Below are 12683 nucleotides of genomic sequence, written 5' to 3'. Positions count from 1 at the left end.
TGATGCTCGGCTGTGCGCTGGGGGCCTTCGGGCCGGCGCGCGCGGCCGAGCAGCAGGTGCCCGTGTATCCGGGCACCGTCCACACCCGCATCGGCAACGACCTGGTCATCGGCGGGGAGTACTACCGCCTGGCCTACTTCACGACGACCGACCCGATGAAGAAGGTGGTGGCGTACTTCGCGCAGAAGTGGCGCGACGAGGGCTACCCCACGGTGGTGGAGGGCGACCTGGAGGATGAAGCCGTCGTCTCCGCGCTCTTCACGCGCGAGGGCCTGCAGCGCGGGGTGGTCCTGCGCACGCACGCGGGCAAGACGGTGGGCTTCACGGCGCTGCGCGATTTGTGGTCGCGCCCGCCGAAGACGCCTCCGCAGGGCCTGGTGAAGCTGGAGGGCACGCTCTACAGCCAGGACCTGGCGACGCGGGATGACCCGGGCGGCTCGCAGAACCGCACGTCGCTGGTGACGGGCGACCTCAACGACGTGCAGCGCCGCGTGGACGCGGAGCTGGGGCGTCAGGGCTTCTCGCCGGTGCGCAGCACGGTGACGAAGCTGGGCGGCGGCACGCAGGTGACGATGGAGCACGCGCGCAAGGGCGAGCAGGTGATGACGACCATCTCCGAGGTGGACGAGGGCATGTCGACCGTCCTCCAGACGTGGGTGGGCTCGGACCGTCCGGACGCGGTGCCCAACGACGACGCGGTCCGCAAGAGCCGCGAGTCCTACGAGCAGGAGCAGAAGGCCAAGGCGAAGGGGGCGGGCAAATGAGGGCGACCTGGGCCGTCCTGGCGGTGGTGTTGATGGCGGCGTCGGCGCGCGCGGAGGAGAGCCCCGCGGCGCGCGAGGTGATGAACCACCTGACGCGCGGCGCGCGGAACACCCGCGTGGGTGACTGGGTGACGTACCGCTTCGACGGTGGCGCGGGTGGCCAGCGCGTCTACTACTGGCGCATGGCGGTGGTGGGGGAGGAGAAGGACAAGCAGGGCCGGGACGCGGTGTGGGTGGAGATGGAGGCGGGAACGCATCCGGCCATGAAGTCGCCCCTCATGCAGATGCGCATGCTGGTGGCGCGCGAGGGCGAGCAGATTCAGTACGACGCCATCTCCCGGCTCTACGTGGGTGGCCCCACGGACCGTCCCCAGGAGTACTCGCAGGAGGCCCTGGACCACGTCATGAAGAAGATGGGCCAGGAAGCCAAGGACGACAAGCTGCCGCACCCGGACGAGGACAAGGAGCCGCTGCCCGCGGGGCTCAAGCCCGTGCTACGCTCCACCAAGGAGAGCCGGGTGATGACGCTGGCGGGAACGGTGTCGGCCGTGCAGATCGAACTGGTCGTGAAGAAGACCGTCGTCAAGCGGATGTGGATTTCCCGTGAGATTCCGTTGATGCAACTGGCGAAGATGGAGATTCCGGGCATCGCCCATTCGATGGAGGTGGCGGAGTACGGTATCGACGCCAAGCCGCGAATGGTGCTGCCGCCTCCCTCCGCCCCCAAGGTCCGCCTGGAGTACGCGGACCGTGTGTTCCCCAACCTGCCCGACATGGACGCGCCGCAGGACGCGGCCCCGGAGGAAGCCTCCCCATGAGCACGATTCCCAAGACGCAGCGCCGGCGCGCCTCTCAGCGCGGCCAGGCCATGGTCGAATACTCCATCCTCAACTGGGTCCTGGTCGTCGCGCTCATCATCGGCGGGTCGGTCAAGGTCCGGTGGACGGATGACGTGCAGTCGAACGTCATCGACCTGTTCATGCGCTCGTACCAGATCTACTACGACTCGTTTTACTTCGTGCTGAACCTGCCGTTCCCGTGACGGACCGGAGCACGGTGGGGGCGCCGTCCCCCCTGGGACTGAGGCTGGTGCATGCCGCCGCCTTCCTCGCGATGGCGGGGGGCGTGCTGTACGTCTCTGCCTCGGAGTGGCGGCACGTCGTCGGCGTCCTCGGACACTCCTTCCATGTGGGGCCGCTGCCACGTTGGACGCTGCTGGCGGGCTCGGTGGTGGCGGTGCTCGCGGCGCTGCGCCTGGTCTGGGCCTTGGTGCGCGGACAGTCCGCGCCGCTCTGGGCTTCGGGCGCGGTGCTGGTGGCCGTGGTGGGCGCGGTGGCGGCGGGTGATGGACGGCCCCTGCGCGAGGCGCGCGCCGAGGAGACCGCCAACCTGTCCATCCTCCGCGTGGCGCGCCGGGTCCATCTGACGATGGTGCAGGAACTCCAGGCGCACGGAGAGGTCCCCACGGAGCGCCGCGATTGGGACACGGCGCTCGAGGTGGCGGGGCCGGTGAATGACCGGGTCCGCACGCGCGGGTTGAGCGCGGTGCCCATGCGGTTGGAGTGGCTGGACTCCGACGACTCACGTCCCGAGGCGCTCGTTCCCGGGGCGCTCTGGGTGAACGTCACGCCCGACGGAGTGGGCTTCAGCGTGCGGATGGTCGGTCTGCGGGAAGGCGAGCCCGCGATGCTTCAGGATGAACGGGGGCGGGAATTGATTCTGCGCGGCCTCTACAATCCGGACCTCCCTCCCATGCAGCAGCCCGCGGCGTCGCCCCTCGAATCGCCGCATCCTTCGCACACTGCTGGACACTGACGCGTTCCTTGCACGCCGGTGTTGCCGAGGACCCGGGACTCAGCGAGTCTCGGGATACCTCATGACGCAGTGGCTCGTGGCCGGAGGAGTCGCCTGCGCACAACGACGAGGACAAGGAGCGCGACATGGCGCATGCGGCCTGGAAGTGGATGGTCGTCGCGGTGGGTGTCGGGGTAGGGGTGCTGGCTTGCAGTGATGACGACGAGGGCGGCGGCGGTGGAGGAGGGGATGGCGGCCCCATCACCTTCGACGCGGGAGTGAACCGGGTGCGGCCCGGCTTCGGCGAGGACCCGGGCCAGCCCGTGGGCAAGACGTTCGTCTTCCCGCCGGGTGTGGAGCTCGCGGGGGTGCCGTATGGCGCCAGCGACGCCACGAAGGACTGCGGCAACGGCGTGGCGCCCATCGGAACGGGGCCTGCGGTGCTGGTCTGCGTGCCGCTGCGCAACACCACGGGGGGGCCCGTTCAGCTGACGTTCGAGCCGGGGCTGGTGGTGCTCAACACTGCGCCCAGCCGCATCCAGAACGGCATGCTCATCGACCGTGAGCCCATCACGGTTCCTCCCACGGGCATGGGCCCTGGAGGCGTCGACGCAGGCTCGGATGGCGGCAGCGAGGAAGAGGTCTTCCTGCTCCCACTCCACATGTACTGCCTCAACGAGGCACGTGGCCCCTCCGAGCAGGGTGGCACCTTCGAACTGGGCCCGGTGTCCTCGGATCCAGACATCCAGGAGCTCCTCCGGCTCATCGAGAACAAGCGCATCGAGAACGAGGACGATGCCGACGTCGTCCAGGACGCGCTTTACAGCATCACCGAATACAATGGGTTGACCGACGACGACCGCAAGGCCATCGCGGCGCTGAAGAACCGCTGACGCAACCCAGCGATTCGACAGGGTTGGCGCGGGATTCTGTGCTGTCGCGGGAGGTGGTTTTGACACCTGCTGTATCGCACGGCTAACATCCCGCGCCGTCGGCGCCGATGTGCGCCATTCTGGATTTTAACACCCCTCGAACGCCTTCGCCGCCGAACGGCGCCCCCCCGTTTTGGAGGTTCCTGAACCATGCTGAAGGGCAAGACTCCGCTCGTCGTCGCGCTCGTGCTCGGCCTTCTGGCCGGCGTCATCGCGTACTCCGCCATCAAGAAGAAGGAGGCGGATGTCCGCCGCGGTTGGAACCTGGTGCCAGTCGTCGTGGCGGCTCAGGATGTCCCCGAGGGTACGGTCATCACCTTCGAGATGATCTCCCAGCGCTCGGTCCCCGAGCAGTTCGTCACGTCGTCGGTGGTCCGTCCGGACTCCGCGTCGTACGTGGTGAACCAGAAGGTGCTGGTGGCCCTGCAGGCGGGTGACCCGCTGCTGTGGAGCCAGTTCGAGACGACCAAGGCCGCCGAGCGCCTGTCCTCGAAGGTGCAGAAGAAGATGCGCGCGATGACCATCGAAGCGAAGAACACCACCTCCGTCGGTGGCTGGATTCGCCCGAACGACCACGTGGACATCATCGGCACGTTCCGCGACCCGCAGACGGACGAGAACGTCGGCGTGACGCTGCTGCAGAACATCATCGTGGTGGCCACCGGCAAGATCACCGGCACCACCAACGTGAACCTCATCCCAGAAGGCCAGCGCGACTACAACAACGTGTCGCTGATGGTGCTGCCGGAAGAGGCGGAGATCCTCGTGCTCGCGGCGGAGCTCGGCGCGCTGACGCTGTCCCTGCGCAACGAGGACGACGTGGACCTCATCGAGGAGCGTGGCCGCGCGACCATCAGCACGCTGCTGTCGGGTGAGCGCACCCGCGTGCTGGAGGCCAAGCGCCGGGAGATCATCCAGATCATCAAGGGCAGTGGCGACAAGGCCGCCGCCGCGGGCGCCCAGTAGTCGGCGCCACGGCGCCCTCGACCTCAGGGAAGCACGCCCATGCTCGCAGGCATCGTCCTCCTCCTCGTCACCGGCTCGGTCTTCTTCTTCAGCCTGGTGATCTTCAGCGTCCTCTCGAAGGCGTACGAGCAGTACCAGGAGCGCTACGTCGCCAAGTCGATGAACGACTTGAGCGACATGTTCCTGTTCATCGATGCGCGGCAGATGTTGGTCCTCAACATCGCCAGCATGTGCTTGCTGGGCATCCTGTCGTACATCATCTTCAACCCCATCCTGGCGGTCATCGCCACGGTCTTCGGCTTCTTCCTGCCGATGATCATGGTCAAGCACTACCGCAAGCGGCGCATCAAGAAGTTCAACGTCCAGTTGGTGGACGCGCTGCAGGCGATGGCGAATGCGTTCAAGGCCGGCCTCACCTTCCCGCAGGCCATCGAGCACGTGGCGCGCGAGGCGATGCCTCCGCTGTCGCAGGAGTTCGGCCTGTTCGTGAAGGAAGTGAAGCTGGGCGTGCCGTTGGAGGAGGCGCTCATCAACATGGGCCGCCGGGTGGGCAGCGATGACCTGGAGCTGGTGGTGGTGTCCACCAACATCGCGCGCCAGCTGGGCGGCAACATGGCGGAGATGTTCGAGACCATCTCCATGGTGATTCGCGAGCGCTTCCGCCTGGAAGGCAAGATCGACGCGCTCACCTCGCAGGGCAAGCTGCAGGGGTGGATCGTCGCCGCCATGCCGGGAGTGCTCGGCATGGTGCTCAACTACATGCGGCCGGACCTGATGGAGCCCATGATGAACCACTACTTCGGGTGGATCCTCGTGGTGTTGATCGCCATCATGGAAGTGATGGGCATCCTCATCATCCGGCGCATCGTCAACATCGACATTTGAGGGGTGCCCGGTGGATATCCTGACGCAAGTGTTGGTCGGAAGCTCGGCGCTGCTCTTCGCAGGCGCGGTGGGTTTCCTCGGAATCGGTCTGTACCAGGTGCTCTTCGAGCGCTTCCTGTCGGAGGTGCGCGACGAGTCCCAGGGTGGCATGAAGGGCTTCGGCTCGGTGGCCATCCGCCGGCTGGGCGCCATGAACCGCCGGTTCATCTGGCCCAGCTACGAGGCGAAGGCGCGCCGCAACCTCATCAAGGCCGGTGAGCCCCAGGGCTACAAGCCCGAGGACATCATGGCGCTGCAGGAAGTCAGCGCCGTCGTCGGCCTGCTGATGGGCTTGTTCATGCTCAACGGCCTGGGCCAGAACCTGGTCTGGTCGCTGCTGTTCCTGCTCTTCGGCATGTACTACCCGATTCTGTGGCTGAACGATCAGGTGAAGAAGCGCCACCTGCTCATCAGCCGCGCGCTGCCCTATAACCTGGACCTCCTGACGCTGTCCGTGGAGGCCGGTCTGGACTTCACCGCCGCGCTGGCGAAGGTGGTGGAGAAGGGCAAGGCGGGTCCGCTGCGCGAGGAGCTTCAGCTGGTGCTCAAGCAGCTGAAGATGGGCAAGACGCGCGAAGAGGGCCTCAAGAGCATGATCATGCGCGTGGATCTGCCGTCGCTGACGACGTTCGTCACGGCGCTCATCCAGGCGGACAAGATGGGTACGAGCCTGGGCAAGGTGCTGCGCATCCAGTCCACGCAGATGCGCATCGACCGCACGCAGCGCGCGGAGAAGCTGGCCGGCGAGGCGCCGGTGAAGATGCTCTTCCCGCTCATCGCCTGCATCTTCCCGACCGTGTTCATGGTCCTCTTCGGACCCATCGTGTTCCAGTTCTTCTTCGGTGAGCTCGCGTAGGGGGAAGTCCTCTGCCGATTCTCCTCTCCATCACGAAGGGGCTCCAGGAAGGACGTGAGCTCGTCTTCGAGCAGGCCGAGGTCAAGATCGGCCGCACCTCGGAGAACGACGTGGTGTTGCATGACCACGGCGTCTCCCGACAGCACGCTCGCATCGTCCTCCGTGATGGGCAGTACTTCGCGGAGGACATCGGCAGCTCCAACGGCACGGCGCTCAACGGCAACCTGCTGAAGGGCGAGCAGCTGCTCCGCGACGGGGACCGCCTCGGCGTGGGCCCGGTGGAGTTCACGTTCCTGTGGGTTCCCCCGGATGGGGACGTGGATGCCACCCGCCCCATCCGCCGCGTGGCCCCGCAGCCTTCGGTGGTGCTGGAGCGGCCCGACCAGGAGTACCTGCCCACCGGCGAGCTGCCCGCCGTCGCTCCCGTGGCGCCGGCATCGTCGAACCCGCCCAGCGGGAAGCGTCCGCTCGTCGCGCCCGTGGCGCCGCTCCCCATCATTCCGTCCCTCGCGTCCCTGTCCGAGTCGGCGCCGCCCTCGACGAAGCGCCCCTCCGTGCCGCCGGTGCCCCAGGTGTTGGTGCCCCCACCGGCGCTGCCGCAGGAGGACCGCACCGCGCTGGACCTGGCGCCGGTGGTGGTGGTGCCGGTCCTGACCTCTCGGCCCCTGCCGCCCCCCGTGCTGCCGCTGGAGGATCACACCGAGGTCCTTCCTCCCGCCGGCGCCCACCTCGCCGGCCTGCCCCCGGCGCTCCCCGTGGAGGAGCGCACCGAGGTGCTGCTGAGCGTCTCGCCCGCCCTCATCGGCCTGCCCCTGTCGCCCCCCGTGGAAGAGCGCACCGATGTCCTGCTGACCCTCTCGCCCGCCCTCATCGGCCTGCCCCTGTCGCCTCCCGTGGAGGAGCGCACCGACGTGCTCCTGGCCACGGTGTCGCCTCCCATCGCCACCGCGATGCCGCCGGGATTGCTGGAGGAGTCCATCCCGGAGGAGCGCACGGAGCTGGCGCTGCCCACGCTCGCGGCGGTGGGTCTCCTGGACGGGCCCGTCGACGAGGACTCCACCCGTCCCATCGTCCGGCTCCCGAAGCCCGCCGGCGCGCTCGCCCCCGGGGTGGAGGATGCGCCGACGCTCGCGCCCCCACCAGTCGCCAAGGCCTCGCCCGCCCCTGGGGCCTCCGCCGCGGACCGTGCGCGTGAGCGACGCGAGCTGGCCCGGAGCCGGGGAGGGCAGTTGCTGCTCGGGTGGCGCGGGTTGTCACTGCCCCGCAAGCTGCTGACGGGCGCGGTGCTGCTCCTGGTGCTGGGGGGCGTGTCGGCCGGGCTCGCCGCCGTGTTCCTGCCCGGAGGGGCCGGTCTGGGGGGCTCTCGCGTGGAGCCCACGAGCCTGGGCCTGGAGGCCGTGGCGGACTCGTTCGGGCTGGGGGAGGGTGTGCGTTGGGCGCACCCGGACCAGAAGTCCTTCGAGTTCCAGTTCGTCGCGCCCACCCGCGCGGTGGCCCTGCTGCACTACCAGGCCAGCAGCGTGTCCAAGGAAGAGGTCGCCCTGGTGCTCAACGGGGTGAACCTGGGCTGGGTGCCACCGGATACCACCACCACCGCCGAGCGGGAGCTGGAGCACATCCTCCCCGCCAGCGCCCTCAAGCGCGGCGTCGTCAACACCTTCGCCTTCGACAACGTCCGCAACCCCCCGGGCAACGAGACGTGGCGGGTGTGGAACCTGCGGCTGGAAATCATCCCCGTGCCGGAGCTGCCGCCGGAGCAGCTTTTGGAGCAGGCGCGCGAATATGCCTCGACGGGCCGGCGTTTCTTCGACTCGAAGGGGGTGGGTGCGGAGAACCTGTTCCGGGCCTGGCAGCAGTTCCGCTTCGCTTGGATTACCCTGGAGGCACTGGACACGCGGCCGGAGCTGTACGAGGACGTCCGCTATCAGCTTTCCCAGGTCTCCTCCGAGCTGGACCACCAATGTGCCCAGCTCATGCTGGAATTCCAACGCAGTGTGCAGTTCCGCAGCGCGAAGAAGGCCCGGGCGGCTTTGCAGGAAGTCAGCAGGCGCTTCCCTACGACAGAGCATCGCTGCCACAATCTGGCCAAGGAAAAGGCGTTCGAGCACGAGCTGTAGCTCTCGTGCTCTTTCTCAGGAAGTCGGTGATTGGTCATGTCGAACGGTTCCCCTCCTGCTCGTCGCAGGCCTCCTTCCGGGACGCCCTCGGGCGGGACCGGAGCTCGCCCCGCCACCCGCAGGTCGTCTCCGGCCGCTGCTCGGCCCGCGCCCGTGGCGGCGTCTCCCCGGCTCATCTGCATCGCGGGACCCAAGTCGGGTGAGGAGTTCTCCCTGGAGGACGGCGAGTACGTCATCGGCCGCGCCACGGACAACCCCATCTGCATCCCGGACACCTCCGTGTCGCGCAAGCACGTCATGGTGCGCAAGTCGGGTGGTGGCTGGACGGTGAGTGATTTGGGGTCCGGCAACGGAACGCTCGTCAACGGCGAGGCCATCGGCGACGAGACGCCCCTGGCCACCGGGGACATCATCACCCTGGGCGACACGGAGCTGCGCTTCGAGGACGTGGCCAACTCCACCATGATGGTGGCCGCGCCGCCGTCGCGCAGCCGTCCCTCGGGCGCGGCGGGTCGTGGCGGAGCACCCGCGCGTCCGCCTCCGCGCGTGGAGGGAGGCCGGGTGCGCAGCGCGCGCTCATCGGCCATGGCGCCTCCGGACCCGGAGGTCCAGGCCAAGAAGAAGAAGATGATGCTCATCGGCGGCGGCGTGGTGGTGCTGCTGCTCGGTGGCCTCGTGGTCGCACGCGTCCAGGTGACGAAGCAGAACGAGGAGTTGCTCGCGCAGAAGGGCCAGCAGGAGGCCGTCCGCAAGGAGCTGAGCACCGTCTTCCAGGACGCGAAGAACCTGGTGCGCGAGGGCAAGTGGGTGGAGGCCAAGGCCAAGCTCGAGGAGCTGGCGGCCGCGGCGCCCGACTACCCCGGCGTGAAGGACTACCTCGACCACGCCCAGCGCGAGATTCCCATCCAGGAGCGGCTGACCGAGGCGCGCGCCGCCATCATCAAGAACGAGCTGGGAAACGCCGCCGCCGCGCTCTCGAAGGCGGGCGAGAGCCAGTTCCTCTACGAGCAGGTGAACGCCACCAAGCGCGAGCTGAAGGACCTGTCCGACAAGCGCTCGGTCGAGGCGCGCAAGGCGCTGGACACCAACCAGCTGGACCAGGCCAAGTTCATCACCGACGACGTGCTCAAGGCGTACCCGGAGCACCGCGACGCCAAGCTCATCAACGAGCAGGCGGTGCAGGCCATCGCCGTGCGTGACGCGCCCAAACCCGTCATCGTCGGACCCGCGCCCAAGCCGTGGGAGCCCGCGGTGCAGCGCTTCGTCGACGGCGACATGTCCGGCGCGGTGGCCATCCTCAACGCCTGCATGACGAAGGCGCCGCAGTGCAAGAAGCTGCTCGCGCAGATGTCGGAGTTCAGCAACCTGTACAAGCGGCTGGAGGACCTGGACGCCAAGGGGCTGACGAAGCTGATGTCGCTGGACAAGGACATCACCGACGGGCGCACGAGCAAGATGGCGCGCAACGCCGGCACCCGCGCGGCGACCATCTTCTACAAGAGCGCCACGGGCGCGAAGGCCGCCGGACAGTGGGCTCGCGCCATGGAGTACGCGCGCCGCGCGCTGCAGGCGGACCCGGGCCACGCGGGCGCGTCCAACATCATCAGCGAGCTGAAGGCGAAGGCGAAGGAGCTGTACTTCCTGGCCTACGCCATGAAGGACGGCAACCCCGAGGACGCGCTGCCGAAGTTCAAGGACGTGGTGGCGATGACGCCCCCGGACGACGAGTACCACGACAAGGCGAAGACCTGGGTCGAGAAGCTCTCGCGATGAAGAAACGCAAGGGCGCGGGCGGCGAGTCTCCGCCGCCCGCTGTGTCGGGATTCCAGGGGGACTTGTTCGGGACGCTCGCGCCGTTGGAGCCCACCGCCGTCGCCGTGCCCAAGGTGGTGGCGCTGCCTCGCAAGGCGCCACCGCCTCCGCCCCCGGTGGATGCCGACGGCACGGGGCTGTTGGGCCCGATGGAGGGCGCACCCGCGGCGCCTCCGAAGCCCGAGCGCTCGGTGCTCTCCGTGGGCGAGCTCACGCGGCAGCTCAAGCAGACGATCGAGTCACGCTTCGCGCGCGTCATCGTGCGTGGCGAGGTGACGGGCTTTCGCGGGGCGAACGCACGCGGGCACTGGTACTTCTCGCTGAAGGACACCGTCGCCTCCATCGACGCGAAGGTCTGGGCGTCGATGGCGGGGCGGATGCGCTTCGCGCTGCGCGACGGCATGGAGGTGCTGGCCGAGGGCAGCGTCGACCTGTATGAGCCGCAGGGCCGCTACAGCCTCATCGTCACGCGACTGGAGCCCGTGGGCGAGGGCGCGCTGGCGCTGGCCTTCGAGCAGCTCAAGGCTCGGCTCGCGGCGGAGGGGCTCATCGGCGACCGCCGCGTGCGCGCGCCCCGGCCCTTGCCCTTCCTTCCCCGGCGCATCGGCGTGGTGACGAGCCGCACGGGCGCGGCGCTGCAGGACTTCCTGCGCGTGCTCCACTCGCGCAACCCGCGGCTGAGCGTGCTGCTCGCGGACGCGCGCGTGCAGGGCGAGGGCTCGGCGCCCGAGGTCGCGCGGGCGATTGCGCGGCTGGGCCGCTCCGACGTGGACGTCATCGTGGTGACGCGCGGCGGAGGCTCCGTGGAGGACCTCTGGACGTTCAACGAGGAGGAGGTGGCGCGCGCCATCTTCGCCTCGCCCGTGCCGGTGGTGTCCGCCATCGGCCACGAGATCGACTTCACCATCTCCGACTTCGTGGCCGACTGGCGCGCGGCCACGCCCAGCGCGGCGGCGGAGCGGCTGGCGCCGGTGCTGGCGGACCTGGAGCTGTCGCTCGCGACGCAGGCCGGGCGGCTGCGACGGGCCACGGAGCGCCGGGTGCTCGAGCTTCGCGAGCGTCAGGGACAGCTCGCCTCGCGCCTGGAGGACCCTCGTCGGGCGCTCAACCACCAGCGGCTGCACCTGTCCGAGCAGGTGGAGGCGATGATGCGGGTGCTGCGGCCCGCGGTGCGCGAGCGGCGTGACTCGCTGCGCGCGCTGACGGAGCGACTGCAGCGCGCGCGTCCGCAGGCCCGGCTGGGCGAGCAGCGCGCGCACCTGTTGAAGCTGGCCATGCGACTGGCGGAGGCGGCGCGCGCGGGTGTGGCGACGCGGCAGGCCTCGCTGGCCTCGGCGCGGCTGGGGCTGGAGCGGGCCTCGCCCGTGGCGCTCGTCGCGAAGGAGCGTGCCCGTCTGGCCGCGCACCAGGCACGGCTGCGAGCGCTGCAGCAGGGGACGCTGGCGGATGCGCAGCGGCGTTTCCAGCGTCTGGAGGGACGACTGGACGCGATGAGTCCGTTGAAGGTGATGTCGCGCGGATATTCGGTGGTGTTCCGTCAGCGCGACGGCGGCGTGGTGCGCTCCGCCGCGGATGTCGAGGTGGGGGAGAGGCTGGGCATCAAGCTCGCGGCGAATGGCGCGAGGACACTCGGCGGATGTGAAGAAGTCGAAGCCACCGTGACATCGGTAAAAGGGCCGGTGGACTGCTAACGGGCCACCCTCTAGAGTCCCGCGCCCCGAACGGGGAGGTGGAAGGCTGTGGCGAAGGCGGACAAGGCGTCCAAGGCGGACAAGGCAGGTGAGGCCGAGGTTCCCGGTCAGTACGGGGACGTCGTGACCCGTCTCGAGGAGACGGTGGGCCGGCTGGAGAGCGGCAACCTGTCGCTGGAGGATTCGCTCAAGGCGTTCGAGGAAGGCATCCGGCTCGTACGCCGGGGTGAGAAGCTGCTCACCGAGGCGGAGCAGCGCATCGAGCAACTCCTCCAGGACGAGGACGGCAACGACGTGGTGGCTCCGCTGTCGGTGGCGGCCCGACCTCCGGCGCAGGCGGCGGCCCCCCGGGCGCCGGCACCACGACCTCCACCCGAGGATGACGTCCCGTTCTAGGTCGTGCGGGACGCGCGCTCGGGCATGTCGAAGCCGAAGATCACCATCGTCGACGATGACCGCGACACGCGGGAGTTGCTCGCGACGGCCCTGGAGGACGAGGGCTTCGAGGTGACGCTGGCGGCCAACGGGCTGCGGCTCATCGCGTCGCTGCAGCTGCACCGCCCGCAAGCCATCCTCCTGGACGTGAACATGTCCTGGATCGACGGCTTCGAGCTGTGCAAGGCGGTGAAGAAGAACGAGCACTTCCGGGACATCCCCATCATCTTCATCAGCGGGCGTGGGGACTCGGAGGACAAGAAGCGGGGGCGCGAGGTCGGCGCCGCGGACTATTTCGTCAAGCCGCTGGATACGGACAAACTCGTCCGACGCATTCGCGAGCTGGTGGCCCCGGCCGCGCCCTAGCGCTTCTCCAGCAGAGGAGTACCGAT

The 12683-nt window shown here is 68.8% G+C and carries 13 protein-coding genes; all 13 read left to right on the top strand.

From position 1 onward, the window contains the following. The first annotated feature begins 2 nt into the window (after positions 1-2). Complete coding sequence (locus tag LXT21_RS37985) at positions 3-764, top strand: hypothetical protein (RefSeq protein WP_254043123.1); 762 nt, start codon at positions 3-5, stop codon at positions 762-764. Continuing rightward, complete coding sequence (locus LXT21_RS37980) at positions 761-1582, top strand: hypothetical protein (protein WP_254043122.1); 822 nt, start codon at positions 761-763, stop codon at positions 1580-1582. Before LXT21_RS37985 ends, LXT21_RS37980 begins: the two co-directional genes overlap by 4 nt. Beyond that, entirely contained in the window at positions 1579-1806 is a 228-nt protein-coding gene (locus LXT21_RS37975) for a hypothetical protein (protein WP_254043121.1), read from the top strand. Before LXT21_RS37980 ends, LXT21_RS37975 begins: the two co-directional genes overlap by 4 nt. Continuing rightward, positions 1803-2579 (top strand): hypothetical protein, encoded by a 777-nt coding sequence (locus tag LXT21_RS37970; protein WP_254043120.1) that lies wholly within the window; start codon positions 1803-1805, stop codon positions 2577-2579. Before LXT21_RS37975 ends, LXT21_RS37970 begins: the two co-directional genes overlap by 4 nt. A 125-nt stretch (positions 2580-2704) precedes the next feature. Next, entirely contained in the window at positions 2705-3451 is a 747-nt protein-coding gene (locus LXT21_RS37965; protein WP_254043119.1) for a hypothetical protein, read from the top strand. Between the two features lie 189 nt (positions 3452-3640). Next, complete coding sequence (gene cpaB / locus LXT21_RS37960) at positions 3641-4456, top strand: Flp pilus assembly protein CpaB (protein ID WP_046714742.1); 816 nt, start codon at positions 3641-3643, stop codon at positions 4454-4456. Between the two features lie 39 nt (positions 4457-4495). Then, positions 4496-5341: a type II secretion system F family protein gene (locus LXT21_RS37955; RefSeq protein ID WP_046714741.1), complete on the top strand. Its 846-nt coding sequence runs from the start codon at positions 4496-4498 to the stop codon at positions 5339-5341. A 28-nt stretch (positions 5342-5369) separates the two neighbouring features. Then, a complete protein-coding gene (locus LXT21_RS37950) occupies positions 5370-6236 on the top strand; it encodes a type II secretion system F family protein (RefSeq protein WP_254043118.1) in 867 nt (288 codons plus the stop codon). A gap of 11 nt (positions 6237-6247) precedes the next feature. Further along, a complete protein-coding gene (locus LXT21_RS37945) occupies positions 6248-8353 on the top strand; it encodes an FHA domain-containing protein (RefSeq protein WP_256572336.1) in 2106 nt (701 codons plus the stop codon). A 36-nt stretch (positions 8354-8389) separates the two neighbouring features. After that, positions 8390-10126 (top strand): FHA domain-containing protein, encoded by a 1737-nt coding sequence (locus LXT21_RS37940; protein ID WP_254043117.1) that lies wholly within the window; start codon positions 8390-8392, stop codon positions 10124-10126. Beyond that, complete coding sequence (xseA, locus tag LXT21_RS37935) at positions 10123-11856, top strand: exodeoxyribonuclease VII large subunit (protein WP_254043116.1); 1734 nt, start codon at positions 10123-10125, stop codon at positions 11854-11856. Before LXT21_RS37940 ends, xseA begins: the two co-directional genes overlap by 4 nt. Before the next feature lie 48 nt (positions 11857-11904). Further along, on the top strand, positions 11905-12252 hold the full coding sequence (gene xseB, locus LXT21_RS37930; RefSeq protein ID WP_254043115.1) for an exodeoxyribonuclease VII small subunit: 348 nt from the start codon (positions 11905-11907) through the stop codon (positions 12250-12252). Positions 12253-12276: 24 nt separating this feature from the next. Continuing rightward, entirely contained in the window at positions 12277-12657 is a 381-nt protein-coding gene (locus tag LXT21_RS37925; protein ID WP_254043114.1) for a response regulator, read from the top strand. The last annotated feature ends 26 nt before the right edge of the window (positions 12658-12683 follow it).

The sequence above is a fragment of the Myxococcus guangdongensis genome (genome assembly GCF_024198255.1).
Classification (GTDB): Bacteria; Myxococcota; Myxococcia; order Myxococcales; family Myxococcaceae; genus Myxococcus; species Myxococcus guangdongensis.
Note: the sequence above shows the minus strand (reverse complement) of the source record. Positions and strands in the feature narration are given on the sequence as shown.